Source organism: Halomonas sp. DP3Y7-2, from assembly GCF_019800795.1.
Taxonomy (GTDB): domain Bacteria; phylum Pseudomonadota; class Gammaproteobacteria; order Pseudomonadales; family Halomonadaceae; genus Halomonas; species Halomonas litopenaei_A.
The window spans coordinates 140,351-157,955 of the sequence record NZ_JAHVKJ010000010.1 but is presented as its reverse complement, the minus strand read 5'-3'; the positions used below and the strand labels follow the sequence as shown (position 1 = coordinate 157,955).

Here is a 17,605-nt window from a genome sequence, read left to right as displayed (position 1 = left end):
CCTTTCCATCAGCTGCTTTCGCCGACGGGCATGGCAGACACCTCACTGCGTTTGATCGCCGCATAACCAAGGCCTGTCACCAGCGATCCGGCGACGATGGCCAGCAGGTACCACAACACCGGCGTGATGGCGTTAGGGATCAGCAGCACGAAGACGCCGCCATGAGGTGCCATCAACTTGGCCCCCACCAGCATGGAGATGGCCCCGGTGATGGCTCCACCCAGCATGCTGACCGGAATCACTCGCAGCGGATCCTTGGCCGCAAAGGGAATGGCGCCTTCACTGATAAAGCACATGCCCAGCACAAAGGATGCCTTGCCCGCTTCACGCTCCGCATCTGCGAACTTTCGCCCGGCCACAAAAGTGGCAATCCCCATGCCAATCGCAGGCACCATGCCAGCCGCCATGATGGCCGCCATGGGGGCATAGGTTTCCGAGGCCAGTAGACCCACGCCGAAGGTATACGCCGCCTTGTTGACCGGTCCGCCAAGGTCAAAGCACATCATCGCGCCGAGCAGGATTCCCAGCAGCACCGCGTTGGTGGATCCCATGCTTTCCAAAAACGAGGTCAGGGCTGTCAGCAGCTGTGCCACCGGCTCGCCGACCACGTAGATCATCACCAGCCCCGTTACCAGGCTCGCGACCAGCGGGATAATCAGGATCGGCTTGAGCGACTCGACGCTGGAGGGCAGCCTGACGTAGCGCGTCACCGCCTTGGCCACGTAGCCGGCCAGAAAGCCGGCAAGGATGCCGCCAATAAACCCCGCGCCAATGTTCGAGGCCAACATGCCGCCAATCATGCCGGGTGCAATGCCGGGTCGATCGGCGATGGAATAGGCGATGTAGCCGGCCAGCACCGGCACCATCAGGGCAAAGGCGGTGCCACCACCTATCTCCATCAGCGCAGCCGGTAGTGTGCCCTCTTCCTTGAACGCTTCGATCCCGAAGACAAAGGACAATGCAATCAGCAGACCGCCAGCCACCACCATGGGCAGCATGAATGACACACCGGTCAACAGGTGCTTGTAGACCCCCTTTTCCTTGAAACTCTTGGCGGACTCGGCCTTGGCCTGCTCGCCACCACTTTCAAGGCTCGCCTCCTGCAAGGCAGCCTCGATCGTCTGACGAGACTTCTTCAGGGCGTTGCCGGTGGAGGTGCGATAGATCCGCTTGCCAGCAAAACGACTGGGGTCCACTTCGATATCACAGGCCAGAATGACCACATCGGCGCTAGCGATTTCCTCGGACGTCAGCTGGTCCTGAGCACCCACCGACCCTTGAGTCTCGACGCGAATCTGGTGACCCGAGGCACGCCCGGCCTCCGCCAGTGCCTCGGCCGCCATGAAGGTGTGCGCCACCCCGGTGGGACAAGCGGTCACCGCCACAATACGCGCACTGCTTCCCGGCTCCGCGACAGCGCCCGCTGACAGCCCCTCGGCGCCGTCATTGAGCGGTGTAAAAACCTGCGCATCACGCGCCGCCTTGTCGAGAAAGGCATCAGGATCGCCCAGCGCGTCGGCCAGCTGGCCGCGATACAGCCGCTTGCCGCTGAAACGATGCGCCCCTGCCAGCGGCTCGCCGACGGCGATGACCAGTTCAGCCGCGGCCAGGGTGTCGTTGGACAGCGCCTCGACCTTGGCCAGGTTCGAATGCATCTCGACGGATACCTGCCAGCCCTTGGCCTTGGCTGCAGGCTCCAGGCGCTGAGCCGCCAGATAGCTCGTGACGCTGCCACTCGGGCAGTTCGTCAGCACAATCACATTCATGCCATTACTCCCCGGGCTTCGACGTCATTGCGGCGTCGCACCCTGGTGTCGGAAAGAAGATCGGAAAAGTCGCCGGCGTCGCTACATCCGACACCGGTATGGCGCACCGCTTCGGCGGACAGCGCCGTGGCGAATCTCAACGCCTGCTCGGCAGACCACTCGCACAGCACCCCATGGAGCAGTCCGGCGAACAGGGTGTCTCCGGCACATACGGTGTTGCTGACCTTGACGGCAGGGGGAAGCGACTGCCACAGCCCCTGCTGACCCAACCAGGTCACTCCAGAAGCCCCGGCCGAGACCACCACATCGCCGACGCCGGCAGCGAACAGCTCCAAGGTCGCCTGGTGGATGGCGTCATCACCGGGCAGCGCACGCCCGGCCCACTCAGCCAGCTCTTCCACATTCGGCTTGACCGCATCGGCGCCGGCCTTGACCGCGACTCGCAGAGCTTCACCGCTGGTATCTGCCCACACCGGGATCCCGGCGGCCTTGACCCGAGAGATCAACTCACCCAGGGCCTGGGGGGCAATTCCCGGAGGCAGACTCCCTCCAATCATGACCGCCGCAGGCCGCAGCTGAGGCTGGCTCAGGCGCTGATCCAGGGTGTCGAGCAAGCGTTGCCAGTGCTCTTCCTCGAGCGCCAGCCCCGGCGCATTGATGTCACTGACGCGACCATCCTGCTCGGTCAGCTTGGTATTGATACGGGTAGCCCCTGGCAGCCGCACGAAGGCGTCTTCGACCCCCATGTCGGCAAAGGCGTCGACAAAGGCGGCGTCGTTGTCCTTGCCAAGGAAGCCGGTCACACACACCGGATGGCCCAGCGCGGCCAGCACTCGCGCCATGTTGACGCCCTTGCCCGCCGCGGTCAGTTCCACCGATTCAGCGCGATGCAGGGCGCCCGGCACCAGCTGCGCCAGCCCTACCGATAGATCCAGCGCGGGATTGGCCGAGATCGTCAGCACCGGGGCCTTGTGGGCCTCGTCCTGGTTCCGGCTCATTGCTGGGCCTCCAGCGCGCGGCGCACGTCACTGGCGGTGGGCTGTGCCAGAGACAGGGCGGCGAGCTCGCGCGCCTTGTCCATCGTCACACTCGCCAGTCTGGCCTTGACCATGGGTACCTGGCGCGCGCTGACCGACAGCTCGTCAATGCCCAGGCCTGCGAGCACCGGGATCGCCTGGCGATCACTGGCCAACTCGCCGCACACACCGACCCACTTGCCATGGTCATGAGCGGCTTGAACGGTCATTCGAATCAGCCTCAATACCGACGGGTGCAGGCCATCGGAGTCAGCAGACAGCTCCGGGTGTCCCCGGTCGATCGCCAGGGTGTACTGGGTCAGGTCATTGGTCCCGATCGAAAAGAAATCGACCTCTGGGGCCAGGCTCGGCGCCAGCAAGGCGCAGGAGGGAACCTCGATCATGACGCCCAGCTGGAGCGATTCCCCGTCATGACTCACCCCCAGCGTCTCCAGCACCTCATCAAAGATGGCGCGGGCAGCGCGAAACTCCGCCACATCCTTGACCATCGGCAGCATGATGCGCAGCGGACGGCCTGCGGCGGCCTTGATCAACGCGGTAAATTGATCGCGCAAGACCTGGGGACGCTTGAGCGCCAGACGAATGCCGCGAAGTCCCAGGAAGGGATTATCTTCCTGGGGCAGCGGCCAATAGGAGAGGGGTTTGTCACCACCCACGTCCAGCGTGCGCGCGACCAGCGGACGACCGTCCAGGGCGTCCATCGCTTCACGATACTCGCGTTCCTGGGTGGCCACATCGGGCAGCGAGGCGTGGGCCATGAACAGAAACTCGGTACGCAGCAGCCCGACGCCTTCCGCGCCGCGGGAGACGGCGTCATGCGCGTGGGCGGTATTACCCAGATTGGCCATCACCTCGATACGCTGGCCATCGCCTGTGCGCGCCTCACTGAAACGGGCCTCCCACGCCTTTTCCTTGAGCGCCTCGAGCTCTTCCATGCGCGACGCGAAGCGCTCGCGGCGCTCGGCCGTCGGGGCCGCCACGACCCAGCCCTCGTCGCCATCCAACAGCATGTCGGTGCCGCTGGTCAGCTGCAGCACGCCAGCGCCAGCCCCCACCACCGCGGGTATCCCCAGCGCTCTTGCCAGGATGGCGCTATGCGCCGTCGCACCACCACGTGCCGTGACGATGCCCCTCACCCGCTGGGTGTCCAGGCGAGCCACATCTGACGGGCCGATATCATCGGTGACCAGCAGGTAAGGCTCATCCGGCGGTTGCGGTAGTTCGATCTGACACAGAATGCCCAGCACGCGCCGCCCAACATCGCGCAGATCCGCGGCACGTTCGGCCAGCAACCGATCCGCCAGCTGCTCCTGGGCCCGCGCGGCCACGTCGATCGCTTGCCACCAGGCCGCCTCAGCGGACAACCCTTCATCGATCCCCTCTCGCGAGGCCTCGGCCAGTTCGGGATCATCCAGCATTTCTTGGTGCATCGAGAGGATTGCCGCGACCTCGCCGCCTGCGGTACTGCGAATCAATGCCTCGAGCTGATCGGCACCCTGCTGAATGGCATCGGCCAGACGGGCCTTTTCCGCGGCAGGGTCGGAGGCATGCTCGAGATAGTCGAAGCGCGGTGTCTTCAGCACGTACAGCGGCGCCACTGCCAGTCCAGGAGAGGCGGCAACCGCGGTGACAGGTTCATCCTCCTGGGGCACTGGCGGGACTTCACTGTCCAACGTGTCTGCCGCCGTCGCCGCGGGTGTCGCTGTCGCGGTGGCAGTCAGCGGTGTAACGTGCTCGCCAAGGCCGTCCGTGATGGCCTCGGCCAGCTGCTCCAGGGCCATTTCAGCGCCATCGCCTCGCGCTGACAGCACGAGTTCCTGGCCACGACGCGCACCCAGGCCAATCACCTTGGTCAAGGACGCCGCCGAGACCGGCTGGCCACCTCCGTCGGCCAGGCGTATTTGCACTGCCACCCCCGCTTCACGGGCCTTCTGCACCAGCACCTTGGCGGGGCGCGCATGCAGCCCATGAGCGTTGAGCAGCTGCACCCGCCGGCTAGCCACGCCACCGCCTTCGCCAGCCAGCAGGCTCAGCCAGGCATCGGCATCACCCTCGTCCAGCTCAGGTGCCGGGGTCGACGCCAGGGCGTCGACCAAGGACAGGACCGCGTCTGCCAGTGGCCGGCCCGCCTCCCCCTGGGCCGCAAGGCACAGCACGGCCTTGATCCGGCCACCCTGATGCTCGATGGCAGCGGCAGGGGTAACCACAGCCATGCCTGGCTCCGCCACCCCGGTGTCGCTGGCATACAGCCACAGACCATGGCCGAGGGCAGCAGGCGCTTGCTCAAGCACGTCCCCGACAAAGCGACCATCGACCAGGCCGAGATGCCTGAGTCGCTGCGCGCCCGCCAGCAGCAGGTCAAACATGTCCTGCCCGGCCTGGTTGAGCACCAACGTCTTTGCGTCGAGCCGGGCGCTCACCACCTTGCGTCCAAGCAGTGCCACCACCTCAGCGGCGGTGGTCGCCGCCGCCAGCTGCTGCGACACTCCCTCTTGGTCCAGCACATGGGTCAGGCTACGCAGAATATCGAGGTGCTCGTCGCTCTGGGCAGCGATCGTCACCAGCACGTGTACCCGCTGGCCATCGTGCCACTCGACCCCCTCGGGAAACTGCAATACCTGTACCCCTGTCTGCCGCACTGCCTCGCGACTGGCGGGAGTTCCATGGGGAATCGCAATCCCGTTGCCTAACCAGGTAGACGACTGGGCTTCCCTGTCGTGCAGTCCCTGGCGATAGCCATCTTCTACCAGATCGGCCGCCTTCAGCGCGTCGAAGGCCGTATCCAGGGCGTGGCGCCAGCTCTCGGCACGACAGTCCAGCAAGACGTCGTCGGCATTCAGCGTCAGCATCTGAAGTTCTCCTGGGCGAGGCACCTGCGGGCCCCACCGGTAATGAACAGTCACTAGGGTGATACGAGACAGGCGGGATCGCCGGGACCATGGCGTTGCTGGGCCAGCGAGCCTTGTCCCTGCTCGGCCAGGTCTGGCGTTTGATCTGTCACAAAGCTGAATCGTGTCACCTCACCATGGCACAATGCTGGTACGATTCAGCGCATAAGGCAAGTCGGGTTTGTTAAGACTTTGGCAGGGGGCACCGCGACCGCCAACAGGTAGACTACCCCTGCGTGCATCTCGCGCAGGTACGTGACAGCGCAGGCATGAACCGGCGCCGCCGTCTTTCCGGCAACACCTACGCCGATACCGTGGCATCCACAAGAGGGAGTAAACCGCATGACCCTGGCCGAAATCGCTCGCTTGGCAGGCGTCTCTCGCACCACCGCCAGCTACATCGTGAATGGCAAGGCCAAGGAGCGTCGCATTCGTCAGGACACGGTGGATCGCGTCATGGCCGTGGTCCGCGAGCATGGCTATCGTGTTGACGCCCAGGCCGCCGCCTTGCGAAGAGGGACCAGCCGCATTCTTGGCTTGATCATTCCTGACCTGGAGAACTCCAGCTATGCCAGGCTCGCCAAGCATCTGGAACGAGGTGCCAGGGCCGCGGGCTACCAGCTGCTGATTGTGGGCTCCGACGACCAGCCGGACAGTGAGAAGGACCTGGCCCTGGCGCTTCGGGCTCAGCGCTGCGAGGCACTTATCGTCGCAAGCTGTCTGGAGCAGCCGGAAATCTTCTACGCCGACATGATGGCAGAGGGCCTGCCCGTCATCGCCATTGACCGAGGACTGTCGGCTGACCAGTTCGCCAGCGTCGTCAGTGATGACGCCAATGCAGCGGAACAGCTGACGCGGTCGTTGATGACGTCCTCGGTAAAACGCATTCTGTGGTTGGACGCGGTGCCCCACCTGTCGATCACCGCCGAGCGTCGCGCCGGCTTCCACCGCGGCATCGAAGGGCGCGAGCTGGAGTGCACGCTGGCCAGCGGCCATCAGTATGCCCGGGAGGAAGGCGCCAGAATGCTTGGCGAGTACATGGATGCCAACGGACTGCCGGATGCGCTGGTTACCGCCTCATACATTCTGCTGGAGGGTGCGCTGGACGAGTTGATCGCCCGCGGAGGGCTTCCCTCTCGCCTGGCCATGGCCAGCTTCGGTGACAACCGGCTGCTGGACTTTTTGCCGCTGGCGGTCAATTCCGCCGTCCAGGATCACCAGACCATCGCCCACAAGGCCCTGGATCTGGCGTTGGAAGCGGTCAATGGACGCTATAGTCCCCAGCGCACCGTCGTACCGCGCCATCCGCGCTGGCGGCGGCCGTTGCCCACCAGTTACCGCTCTTGACAGCGTCCAGGTCATTGCGCGATACGCGGATCACTCCTCAAGGATGACTTGCCCTTGGGGCGTAACGCTACTGTCGCCCGCGCTCTAGCCAAGGCCATGTCAGAGCCAGGGCCATGTCAGAGCCAATGCCATGCCGGAGCCAATATCATGCCAGCGGGAAACGGTATTGGCTCTGAGCGTAGGCCTCCAGGGTTCGCTCCAGCAGATCGGGCAAGCTGTCGATCACACCCCGCGCTTCCGTGGGACGCCCTTCCCTGACCCAGAATTCCAGGGCTTGGGCGGCTTCCGCCACGGCCTGGGCCCCGACTCCCGCGGCTTCACCGCGAAGCTGGTGGGCAAGTCGCGCCAAGGGTTCATCTTCGCCCTCGCGATAGGCCCGCTCGATATCCGGCAGCCGGGCTCGCGCCTGACGCCCGAACAGCTTGACCAAGGCGTTTCTGCGCTCGCCGCCCAGGCCCTCGTCCAACGCATCCAGTGTCTTGACGTTGATCAGCGAGGTCGCCGCGCTCGCTCCCTCGACAGCATGCCCCTCTCCTTGCAGATAGCGCTTGAGAACGCTGAGCAAGGTGCCCATCAGCAGCGGCTTGTTAAGGTAGTCATTCATACCGGCAGCCAGGCAGTCTGCCTCATCATGGCTGGCTCCACCTGCGGTCATGGCCACGACCGGTACGTCCCGCCGCCAGTCGGCAAAGCTACGCAAGCGCCGCGTCACTTCTCGACCATCAAGGTCCGGCATCTGAATATCCATCAGAATCAGATCGAAGCGACGCTCGCCGCACAGTGCCAGCGCTTCCTTGCCACTGGCCGCCAGGGTCGCGGCGCAACCCAGGCGTTCGAGCATCGCCATGGCCACCTCCTGGTTGACCAGGTTATCTTCGACCACCAGCAGATCCGCTTCGGCCAGCTGCTTCGGGGCCACCCGCGGGCGCCCGGTGGGGGCCGTCGGCATGGCACGCTCGTCTTGCTCACAGGCCACCAGAGGTAAGCTGAACCAGAATCGGCTGCCCTTGCCCCAGCGACTGTCGACGCCGATCTCTCCGCCCATCGACTCCACCAGCCGTTTGGAGATGGCAAGCCCCAGCCCTGTCCCCCCGTAACGCCGTGCCACCGAAGCGTCACCTTGCCTGAACGGCTCGAACAGCTGGGGCAGCAGCGAGGCATCCACACCCTGACCGGTATCCACCACATCAAACTGGATCCGCTCATCGTCCAGCCGCGTCACTGAAAGACGCACCATGCCACGATCGGTAAACTTGATCGCGTTGGCCAGCAGATTCAGCACCACTTGGCGCAGCCGCCCGGGGTCGCCTTCAATCCACGGCGGCAAGGTGTCATCCATGTGGCTCAGCAATTTCAGCCGTTTGGTCAGGGCCTTGGGACGGAAAAGATCGAGGGTTTCTTCCACCAGCCGGTCCAGCTGCACCGGCTGCACGTCCACTTCCATGCGGCCGGCTTCGATCTTGGAAAAGTCCAGAATGTCATCGATCATGCCCATCAACTGACGGGCACTGGAATGGATCGTGCGAGAGTAGTGATCGGCGCGTTCAGGCAGATCAAGGTCGCTTAACAGCTCACTCATGCCGATGACGCCGTTGAGCGGGGTGCGTATTTCATGACTGACGGTGGCCAAAAAATCCGACTTGGCTTGGCTGGCAGACTGGGCCCGCCGTGCACTGATCTCCAGCTCACCGCTCAAGGTCTCCAAGGCCTTGCGAGACGCCTCGTTGTCCCGCGCTTCCTTGAGCAGCACAGTAAGCATGACGCCCCCTGCCAGGGTCATGCCCAGAATCATCACCAGCAACAGCACATACAACCACTGGAGCCGCTGACGCTCCTCCGTATTGACCTCGGCCAGGTAGCCGTTGACGGCCATGATCAAGCGCTCGGTCTCCGTACTCAGGCGGACCAGTCGCTGATCAAGTAGGGATAAGGTATCGCTGTCCAGTGCTGACAGCACACTCACTTCCGCGTCCAGGTCTTTCATCAGGTCAGTGATCAACGACAACTGACGGCGTGCCGCTGGCGCTTGCTCCAACAACTCACTGATATCGCTATGCTGAAACAGGTTTAAACGGCTGTAGAGCAGATCAAACTCCAGCCTGAAATCGGCGACACCATGCGCTCCATGTTCGCCAAACAGCAGAAGGTTGCGAAGCTGCACGGTGTCCCGGTCCAGCTTGTAGCTGTGCCAGGTCACGTCTTCCATCACCCGGTGGGCCAGATTGTCCTGGCGCCACGCGACCAGCCCGATCACCACCATGGCGGCGGCAAAAAAGGCCAGCGCGGCCACGGCGCTGAAGACAAGCCGAAGCGGATAACGCCTCATGTAACGCGGACGCCCAAGACGCCCTCCTCCCGCCACGGGCGCACACGCCTAAACCGCAGCGAATGACGACACGAGCCGACGATGCCTCTGCTGGCTGCTGCTCTGACTGCGGCTACCTCAACGACGTGCACGCGCGGCACTGCCTCCTTGCAGGTCTGCAAACCACCTCCCACCACACTTTGCACCACCGATTCCTCATTACATGGCGTTCGACGTACCCGCCCGAGGCTTGTCACCACGGCGCATAGGCCTTAAGGCACCTCGATCGCATCCACTTGCCACACCGAGCGAAATTGGATGGTTTCGTTGTGCAGCTCAGGGTGGTCATCGAAGGGATAGAGCACAAACAGCGGGCCAAAATTTCGCACCGACATGACGTTATCGTCCTGGGACATCGCCAGTATCACGTCGTAGCGCTGGGCATCGGACACCGGAATATCCGCCACAAACCCGTTCAAGGCATGCACCCGGATGTGCCCAGCCCTGACGCCCGCCAATTCGAGGACACTGCGCAGAAGCGGGCCCTTGAAACGACTCGCCTGACGGTGCCAGGGGGTATCGGTCGTAAGCTCCCGCCCTTCGAGTTGCTCGAGCATCTGACGATCCAGCCACAGCTGATTTCCCACATTGGCATTATCGATGTCGCCTGACATCTTCAGCAGTACTGGCCCCTCTGGAGCAGGCAAGGAGTGGGCGTGCCCCACTCCCGCTACCAGCAACATTCCCAACAGCACGACCACTTGGCGAAAACACCCTGGCACCCGCATGACCTCTCCTGACACGTTACGCAGGTGTAGAGTACGTCATCGCGTACAAAAGGTCAGTCCAGCAAGCGGCCCCCGCCTTTGCTGATTCAAGAAAACTGGGCCCTGAACAGGAAAGAAGCCCCTTCGCCGCTGCGAATCACTCTCAGACGCTAGACCCAGGCACCAGTCCCAGGCGCCAGATCCGGTCGATGAGCCCTACGCCGACGCCTGTCGTCAGGCTCAGGCGTCGGACTCGTCCACCATCTCGCACACCACGAGATCCTCGTAGGCGTGCCAGCTGGCGTGCCCCAGCACCGGCAAGATCAAGGCCAGCCCGATATAGAAGGTCGCCATCCCGATCAACACACAGCCGGTCAGGATAGCCGCCCACAGCAGCATCGGGCGGAAATTTCTGGCCACCGAGCGGATGCTGGCCTCGATCCCTTCCATAAACGTCAGGTCCTGATCCATCAGCGTCGGAATCGCAACCACACTGATCGAGAAGGCGCCAAAAGCCAGTACACAACCCACCGCCAACCCCACGGCCAGCATGCCGAACCCTTCGGGAGTGGTCAGCAAGGAGGCATAGACGGTTGCCGGATCAGGAGACTGCAGACCGAAGAACAGCGCGAACAGCAAGGTGGCCAGGCGAATCCAGGCGAGAAAGAAGATCATCATCATCACGCCCATCATCGCCAGCTGGCCGCCATGACCGCGCCAGGCGCCAAATGCATCCCCCAGCGTCGGTGATCGGCCCTCTTCCAGGGCGCGACTGATCCCGTAGGACCCCACCGCCACCAGCGGGCCGATAAACATGAACCCGGCCACCAGTGGCAACAGCCAGTGCCACAGGCCCATGGTCAACGCGCCCGCCGTGACGGCGATACTGAGCCCTACCCAGAACATGCCGTAAGCCAGGCTGACGGCCGTTGCCGCCCTGAAGTCCTCGAAGCCGGAAGCCAGCCATGCTCTTGGCCGTCCCATACCGACATTCTTGATGGAGATCTTGACCCTGGCGCCGCTTGCCAGCTTGTCCCGCCGTGAAGCTGCTGCACTCATCATCTTCACCCCCTCTACCAACGGCTAAGGGCTTGTACTATCGGCCCGTTATGCCACCAGTGATTCCATCGGTTGTTGCACAACCGTCATGGGAGTCTTAGCGCCTGACAAAGGGGTGTTTCGCGCTCCTAGGCGCCGGTCGACTCTCACTTGACTGTAGTTGATGGGCTGGGGCTTCGCCTTGAACCTACGCAAGCTTACGAAAAAGCCACGTGCCTGCGATGGCACTCACTCGCTCGTCTTCGAGGCCGTACCGCGGAGGCCACATCAAGGCAGATGTGCAATAAAAAGCCCCCTCACAAGGAGGGGGCTGCGGATAGCGGTCTATCACCTGGACCTGCCAGCGTCTCAGCGAACGATCATCACCGAACACTTGCTGTGGTGCACCACATGCTCCGCATTGGGGCCTATCACGTAGTCAGAGAACTTGCGCTTGGTATGCGACGCCATCACGATCAGGTCGGCATCGATCTTCTTGCCGACCTTGATGATGGCCTCCCATGGGGACCCATCGACGATGATGGCCTGAGACTGGACGTCATCAGGCACGTGCTGGTCGATGAACTCCTTCTGAGCCTTCTGCAACGCTTCCCGGGCCTTCTTGGCAAAATCCTTTGGGAAATAGGAGCCCACCAGCGGCATGCGATAGTCCGGCAGGACCGTCACTAGGTGCAGGCTGGCCTCAAAGTTCCGACACAAGGACAGCGCCACCGGCAAGGCACGCTCCCAGGAGGAGGGCTCGTTGAGATCGACCGGCAACAACAGTTTCTGATACATGTCAGGCCTCCTCAGACCGTAGCCTCGGTGGAATCATGCGAGCGACGACGGCGCTGCGCCAATACCACAAAGGCGAACAGCAGCAGCGCCGGGAACCAGATCAACTCCTTCGGCCAGCGATCCACCGGCGCCTGAATATCGACGATCTCCTGATCGAAGTCGAAGCCGAGATCCGATGCCTGACTGCCGTAGGTCACCATGTCGACCATGGCACGCCCATCGTCGATGTATAGCTCAAGGCCGAGGTTGAGCAGCCGCTCTTCTCCGCTCTCACCCTCGACAACGGGCAGAGTCATGTAGGTGGTCAGAGGATCACCGAAGGCATCTTCGCCCTTGACCTGGATACGCAGGGTACTGTCTTCGTCCACCTTGCCGTAAGTCTCGACAAATTCAGACGGAGCAATACTGCGGTACGGGTCATGGATCATGTCCATCCAGAAGCCCGGGCGGAACAGGCTGAATGCCACCAGCAGCAGCAGGATGCTCTCGTACCAGCGGTTTCTTGTCAGCATGTAGCCTTGGGTGGCCGCGGCAAAGATCAACATGGCGATCGTCGCCACCACGAACACCAATACCCCCTGCAAGGGCGCTACATCAATCAACAGGAGATCCGTGTTGAAGATGAACAAGAACGGCAGTGCGGCCGTTCTCAGGCTGTAGTAGAACGCCTGGAACCCGGTACGAATGGGGTCGCCTCCCGAGACCGCCGCGGCAGCGAAGGAAGCCAGCCCCACCGGCGGAGTGACGTCCGCCATGATGCCGAAATAGAACACAAACAGGTGCACGGCGATCAACGGCACCAGCAACCCGTTCTGTTCCCCTAGCTGTACGATCACCGGTGCCAGCAGCGCCGACACCACGATGTAGTTGGCGGTCGTCGGCAGCCCCATCCCCAGAATCAAGCTGAGCACGGCAGTGAAGAACAGGATCAGCATCAGGTTGCCCATGGACAGGATTTCCACCACGTCCGCGAGCACCAGCCCCACCCCGGTCTGAGACACGGCACCGACAATGATGCCGGCCGTCGCCGTGGCAATACCGATACCGATCATGTTACGGGCGCCGGTGACCAGGCCGTTCCACAGGTCCATGCCGCCTTCACGCAGGTCCTTGGCAAAATCGCCGCGGCCACGGAAGGCGTGCATGATCGGACGCTGGGTCAGCATGATGAAGACCATGAAGACCGTGGCCCAGAAAGCCGACAGCCCAGGCGAAAGACGCTCCACCATCAAGCACCAGATCAGGACGATGACCGGCAGCAGATACTGCAGACCCACCATGACCGTCGGGCGCGTCTGCGGCAAGGTGTAGATAGGCTCGTTGGGGTCATCCAGCTCCAGCTCAGGATATCCCGCTGCGAGCTTGAGCAGGGCCACATAGACCACGGCCAGCGCCACCGCAACGACCCAGGGAGTGGCATCGCCCAGTACCGGCTTCAGCCAGCCAAGGCCGTAGTAGACGCCCAGCGCCACCACCATCATCAGCAGCAGACCACCGAGGAACCCGATCACCTTGCGCACCAGAGGCTTCGGCGGATTGGAGCTTTCCAGGCCCTGCATATTGGCCTTGAGCGCCTCGAGGTGAACGATGTAGATCAAGGCAATATAGGAAATCAGCGCAGGCAGGAAGGCGTGCTTGATCACCTCCACGTAGGAAATACCGACGTATTCCACCATCAGAAAGGCTGCCGCCCCCATGACCGGCGGCATGATCTGGCCGTTGACCGAGGAGGAGACCTCCACCGCGCCCGCCTTCTCGGAGGAAAAGCCCACACGCTTCATCATCGGAATGGTGAACGTGCCGGTAGTCACCGTGTTGGCAATGGAAGAGCCGGAAATCAGCCCCGTCATGCCCGAAGCCACCACGGCAGCCTTGGCCGGCCCGCCCTTGTAGTGGCCCAGCAGAGAAAAGGCGACCTTGATGAAATAGTTACCCGCGCCAGCCTTGTCCAGCAAGGCGCCAAAGAGCACAAACAGGAAGACGAAGCTGGTCGACACCCCCAGGGCGATACCAAACACGCCTTGGGTGGTCAGCCACTGATGATTGACCAAGCCATACAGACTGACACCGCGATGCGCCAGAATGCCGGGCATCCACGGGCCTGCCAGTGAATAAATGATAAAGATCGAGGCAATGATCATGAGTGGCGGCCCGAGCGCGCGCCGAGTCGCCTCCAGCAACAGCACCAGACCGGCCACACCGACGATGACGTCCTGCAGAATCGGTGCACCAGGACGCTGGGCAAGCTGCTCGTAGAACACAAACATGTACGCGCCGGCACAGGCGGCAAGAATGCCCAGCACCCAATCCTGCAAAGGAATACGATCGCGCGGCGAGCGCTTGGTGGCGGGATACGCCATGAATGCCAGGAACAGCGCAAAGGCCAGGTGTATGGAGCGCGCTTCGGTGGCATTGAAGACGCCAATGCCCGCCATGAACGGCAGCGGCGAGGCTATCCATAGCTGAAACAGCGACCACGCTGCGGCAACCCCCACCAGCAGTTTGCCTGGTCCACCCGCCGGATTGCGCGAGCCTGAGTCGCTGGAGGCGACCATGTCCTCAAGATCCACTTCTGCCGCCGTGGATCTTTTGTTGTCCTCAGTCATAAGCGTGCCCTGCCTTGGGAGAGGAATCGTGATGATGGTTGGCCGCGGCCACCATCCCCTGAGGCCCGAATGAACGGGCGCGTTGCAGATGCTGACGAGACAGTGACTGGCTCATCTCGTCGCCGGTCCACAACGCACTGCGCGGCCGCCCACTGGCTGACCGCGCAGAAATGCATCGGATATCCGTGTAACGGTAATCCGTTACTCGATCCAGCCCTGCTCACGATAGTAGCGAGCGGCACCTTCGTGCAGCGGGGCAGACAGGCCATTGGAGACCATGTCCTTCGGATCCAGCGTTTCGAAGGCCGGGTGCAGGCGCTTGAAGCGGTCGAAGTTGTCGAACACTGCCTTGACGGTCTGGTAGACCAGTTCGTCGTCGGCTTCAGCGCTGGTCACGAAGGTGGCCGCGACACCGAAGGTTTCGACGTCCTCGTCGTTGCCCTTGTACAGGCCGCCCGGGATGGTGGACATGGAATAGTAGGGATATTCCTCGACCAGTCCCTTGATGGCGTCATCGTTAAGGGGCACCAGGCGCGCGTCGACCGTGGTGGTGGCTTCCTGGATGGAGCCATTGGGGTGGCCGACCACATAGGCCATGGCATCGATGTTGTTGTCCGCCAGGGCAGAGGCCATTTCGGCCGCGTCCAGCTGGGAAGCCAGGGAGAAGGTGTCTTCGGTCCAGCCCTTGGCGTCCATCACCACTTCCATGGTGTTGCGCTGACCGGAACCCGGATTACCGATGTTGACGCGCTTGCCAGCCAGGTCATCCAGGCTCTCGATGCCGGAATCAGCACGGGCCAGGATCGTCAGCGGCTCACCATGCACCTTGAAGACGGCGCGCAGATCTTCGTAGGCGTCACCTTCGAAGTTGCCAGTGCCGTTGTAGGCCTGATACTGCACATCAGACTGCGCCACACCCATGGTCAACTCGCCGCTGCGAATGCCATTGACGTTGGCCACAGAACCCCCAGTAGAGGGCGCGTTACAGCGAATGTTCGTCTCGTCGCTATTGCGATTGACGAAGCGGCAGACGGACTGCCCAACGACGTAATACACGCCGGTCTGACCACCGGTGCCGATGGTGATGAACTGTTCCTGATCCTGGGCCATGGCCGGGGACGCGAACATGGCAGTTCCCAGAATGGCGCTGGACAGAGCAGCGGCGGAGAAAGCATGGCGCTTCATGGTCACACCTCTTTTGGTATTGTCGACGTTGACAGCATGGAACTCTACCCTGCCCCTCCTGGGCCGGCAAAGCGTCCAATCGTCACTACTTTAGCGGGAAATTCACCTGAAGGGTCCAGGCATATCCATTGTAAAACGAGAGTTTAGCTACCGCTAACGTTTAGTGGGCGTTAATTTTACGACGACCTTTCCTCCTTACCCGACCATCAGCCTGTGACAGGCCCATCCAGCAAAGCCGCCGCGGCTGCCCTGCCACCTTGCATCAGCGTCCTTGCAGACACCAGCACTCATCGTGAGCATAGTCGCTGCGGACAAAGGTGCCACACCCATGACTGTCGTCACGCCTGCACGGCAGGTACTCTTGGACATTTCCTGACACGAGAATCCGATGCGACTACTGGCCTGTCAGACCGCAATCCCCACCACCCGGACCCGCAACGAACAGCTCGGCTACCTGACACGGCTCGCGCAAGACCTGCGCCAGGCGGCCCGTCACCATCAACCGGATCTCATCGTGCTGCCGGAACTGTCGTCTCAGGAATACAGCGATGCCGCCTTTGATCACCTCGACCAACTGGACGACGATCTCAAGGGGCCGGTGGTGCAGCTGCATCGAGACCTGGCCTCCGAGCTCGGCTGCTTCATCGCCTTTGGTCTCTCCCGCCGCGCTGCTGATACTCCCGCAGGCTTGAGACGACACATCAGCCAGGTTGTGGTCGGACCAGACGGCGAGATCAGCGCTGTCTATGACAAGTTACATTGCGCGCAATTCGGCGCGAGTGCCGAGGCGGGCCATTTTGTCCCAGGAGACCGCCTGGTCACGTTCGATGTAGCGGGATGGAGGGTCGGCGTCATGATCTGCTATGACCTGCGCTTCGGCGAGCTGGCGGCCCGTTACCGCCAGCAGGGGGTGGACCTGATGCTCCATCCAGTGGCCTTTACTCGCGACTTTTCCTTCGCCAGCTGGCATAGCTTCATCACGACCCGTGCCATGGAGCATCAATGCTACTGGCTGAGCCTCAATCGTGCGGGGGACGACTGGGGGCACTCCACCCTGTGTCCGCCCCTGTTGACGGCCGATATCCCAGCCCAACCATTGAGCCACCAGGAAGGCATCGTCTGCTGGGAGCTGGATCGCCAACAGCTGATGGAGGCACGTGCGCGCCTACCGCTGGCCCGCGACCGCCGCGACGATATCGACCGCCTGCCCGTCCACCCCTTGCCCTAGAAGGCCCTAGCCGCCACTCTTGCGTGAGGCCTTTCTCAATCCCTTCGCCACCCTTTCTCCCCCTCTCTCACCCCCTAGCCACGCCAAGGAGGCCCCATGTCTCACCCGTTGATGGAATGCGTGACCGGCGATATTTCACAGCAGTCAGACGTCGACGCAGTCGTGAACGCCGCCAATGCCCAACTGGAGAGCGGCGGCGGCGTCGCAGGAGCGCTGCACCGAGCGGCGGGACCGGAGCTGGCCAAGGCAGGCAGGCCCTTGGCCCCCATCGCCCCGGGCCAGGCTGTGATAACTCCCGGCTTCAACCTGCCTGCGCCCTGGGTCATCCATTGCCTGGGCCCCGTCTACGGCCACGACGAACCGAGTGCCGAACTGCTGGCCAGCTGCTATCGACAGGCGCTTGCGCTGGCCAGTGAGCAGGGTATCCGCCGCCTGGCGTTTCCCGCCCTGTCCACCGGCATCTTTGGCTATCCGGTCGAGGAAGCCGCAGAGATTGCCATCACTACCGTGCTCAGCGAACTGGCCCGCTACGACAGCATCGACCTGGTGCGCTTCGTGCTGTTCGACGACACCACCCGCGACCTCCACCAGCGTTGGCTCGAGACTCTGACCGATCACCCTTGAGCGGCAACGACAGCCG

The 17,605-nt window shown here is 62.7% G+C and carries 12 protein-coding genes; 3 read left to right on the top strand and 9 right to left on the bottom strand.

The genetic code is table 11. The features are described 5' to 3' along the window. Positions 1-8: 8 nt before the first annotated feature. From KUV45_RS13060 to ptsP, 3 genes are read right to left on the bottom strand one after another with little or no spacing between them, the layout of a single operon-like run. Positions 9-1,766: a PTS fructose-like transporter subunit IIB gene (locus KUV45_RS13060; RefSeq protein WP_222161738.1), complete on the bottom strand. Its 1,758-nt coding sequence runs from the start codon at positions 1,764-1,766 to the stop codon at positions 9-11. Then, positions 1,763-2,764 (bottom strand): 1-phosphofructokinase family hexose kinase, encoded by a 1,002-nt coding sequence (locus KUV45_RS13055; protein ID WP_222161737.1) that lies wholly within the window; start codon positions 2,762-2,764, stop codon positions 1,763-1,765. The genes KUV45_RS13060 and KUV45_RS13055 overlap by 4 nt, the downstream gene beginning before the upstream one ends. Beyond that, positions 2,761-5,652, bottom strand: coding sequence for a phosphoenolpyruvate--protein phosphotransferase (gene ptsP / locus KUV45_RS13050; RefSeq protein WP_222161736.1), 2,892 nt, complete (start codon positions 5,650-5,652; stop codon positions 2,761-2,763). The genes KUV45_RS13055 and ptsP overlap by 4 nt, the downstream gene beginning before the upstream one ends. A gap of 381 nt (positions 5,653-6,033) precedes the next feature. Between ptsP and cra the strand changes: the two genes are divergently transcribed. Next, entirely contained in the window at positions 6,034-7,038 is a 1,005-nt protein-coding gene (gene cra / locus KUV45_RS13045; protein ID WP_222161735.1) for a catabolite repressor/activator, read from the top strand. A gap of 145 nt (positions 7,039-7,183) precedes the next feature. On the opposite strand, the gene KUV45_RS13040 is transcribed toward cra, so the two are convergent. The 6 genes from KUV45_RS13040 to KUV45_RS13015 all read right to left on the bottom strand — a co-directional run bounded on the left by KUV45_RS13040 (position 7,184) and on the right by KUV45_RS13015 (position 15,737). After that, positions 7,184-9,364 (bottom strand): ATP-binding protein, encoded by a 2,181-nt coding sequence (locus KUV45_RS13040; RefSeq protein ID WP_222161734.1) that lies wholly within the window; start codon positions 9,362-9,364, stop codon positions 7,184-7,186. Positions 9,365-9,615: 251 nt separating this feature from the next. Further along, positions 9,616-10,131 (bottom strand): molybdopterin-dependent oxidoreductase, encoded by a 516-nt coding sequence (locus KUV45_RS13035; protein WP_222161733.1) that lies wholly within the window; start codon positions 10,129-10,131, stop codon positions 9,616-9,618. A gap of 219 nt (positions 10,132-10,350) precedes the next feature. Further along, complete coding sequence (locus KUV45_RS13030) at positions 10,351-11,169, bottom strand: DUF2189 domain-containing protein (protein ID WP_222161732.1); 819 nt, start codon at positions 11,167-11,169, stop codon at positions 10,351-10,353. A gap of 348 nt (positions 11,170-11,517) precedes the next feature. Further along, complete coding sequence (locus tag KUV45_RS13025) at positions 11,518-11,946, bottom strand: universal stress protein (RefSeq protein ID WP_206939805.1); 429 nt, start codon at positions 11,944-11,946, stop codon at positions 11,518-11,520. An 11-nt stretch (positions 11,947-11,957) separates the two neighbouring features. Next, positions 11,958-14,552 carry a TRAP transporter permease gene (locus tag KUV45_RS13020; RefSeq protein ID WP_206939806.1) on the bottom strand — a complete coding sequence of 865 codons (2,595 nt, stop codon included), beginning with the start codon at positions 14,550-14,552 and terminating at the stop codon, positions 11,958-11,960. A 201-nt stretch (positions 14,553-14,753) separates the two neighbouring features. Beyond that, the gene (locus KUV45_RS13015; RefSeq protein ID WP_206939807.1) at positions 14,754-15,737 is read right to left on the bottom strand and encodes a TAXI family TRAP transporter solute-binding subunit; all 984 of its coding nucleotides are present in this window, start codon (positions 15,735-15,737) and stop codon (positions 14,754-14,756) included. Positions 15,738-16,125: 388 nt separating this feature from the next. Here KUV45_RS13015 and KUV45_RS13010 point away from each other — a divergent pair, with 388 nt between their 5' ends. Together KUV45_RS13010 and KUV45_RS13005 are read left to right on the top strand one after the other, a co-directional pair. Next, positions 16,126-16,965 (top strand): carbon-nitrogen hydrolase family protein, encoded by an 840-nt coding sequence (locus tag KUV45_RS13010; protein WP_222161731.1) that lies wholly within the window; start codon positions 16,126-16,128, stop codon positions 16,963-16,965. A gap of 96 nt (positions 16,966-17,061) precedes the next feature. Then, the gene (locus KUV45_RS13005) at positions 17,062-17,589 is read left to right on the top strand and encodes a macro domain-containing protein (protein ID WP_206939809.1); all 528 of its coding nucleotides are present in this window, start codon (positions 17,062-17,064) and stop codon (positions 17,587-17,589) included. Positions 17,590-17,605: the final 16 nt, after the last annotated feature.

Excerpts from the sequence above, each read along its gene's own strand:
- KUV45_RS13060 (WP_222161738.1), bottom strand. The coding sequence starts at position 1,766 with ATGAATGTGATTGTGCTGACGAACTGCCCGAGTGGCAGCGTCACGAGC.
- KUV45_RS13055 (WP_222161737.1), bottom strand. The coding sequence starts at position 2,764 with ATGAGCCGGAACCAGGACGAGGCCCACAAGGCCCCGGTGCTGACGATC.
- ptsP (WP_222161736.1), bottom strand. The coding sequence starts at position 5,652 with ATGCTGACGCTGAATGCCGACGACGTCTTGCTGGACTGTCGTGCCGAG.
- cra (WP_222161735.1), top strand. The coding sequence starts at position 6,034 with ATGACCCTGGCCGAAATCGCTCGCTTGGCAGGCGTCTCTCGCACCACC.
- KUV45_RS13040 (WP_222161734.1), bottom strand. The coding sequence starts at position 9,364 with ATGAGGCGTTATCCGCTTCGGCTTGTCTTCAGCGCCGTGGCCGCGCTG.
- KUV45_RS13035 (WP_222161733.1), bottom strand. The coding sequence starts at position 10,131 with ATGCGGGTGCCAGGGTGTTTTCGCCAAGTGGTCGTGCTGTTGGGAATG.
- KUV45_RS13030 (WP_222161732.1), bottom strand. The coding sequence starts at position 11,169 with ATGAGTGCAGCAGCTTCACGGCGGGACAAGCTGGCAAGCGGCGCCAGG.
- KUV45_RS13025 (WP_206939805.1), bottom strand. The coding sequence starts at position 11,946 with ATGTATCAGAAACTGTTGTTGCCGGTCGATCTCAACGAGCCCTCCTCC.
- KUV45_RS13020 (WP_206939806.1), bottom strand. The coding sequence starts at position 14,552 with ATGACTGAGGACAACAAAAGATCCACGGCGGCAGAAGTGGATCTTGAG.
- KUV45_RS13015 (WP_206939807.1), bottom strand. The coding sequence starts at position 15,737 with ATGAAGCGCCATGCTTTCTCCGCCGCTGCTCTGTCCAGCGCCATTCTG.
- KUV45_RS13010 (WP_222161731.1), top strand. The coding sequence starts at position 16,126 with ATGCGACTACTGGCCTGTCAGACCGCAATCCCCACCACCCGGACCCGC.
- KUV45_RS13005 (WP_206939809.1), top strand. The coding sequence starts at position 17,062 with ATGTCTCACCCGTTGATGGAATGCGTGACCGGCGATATTTCACAGCAG.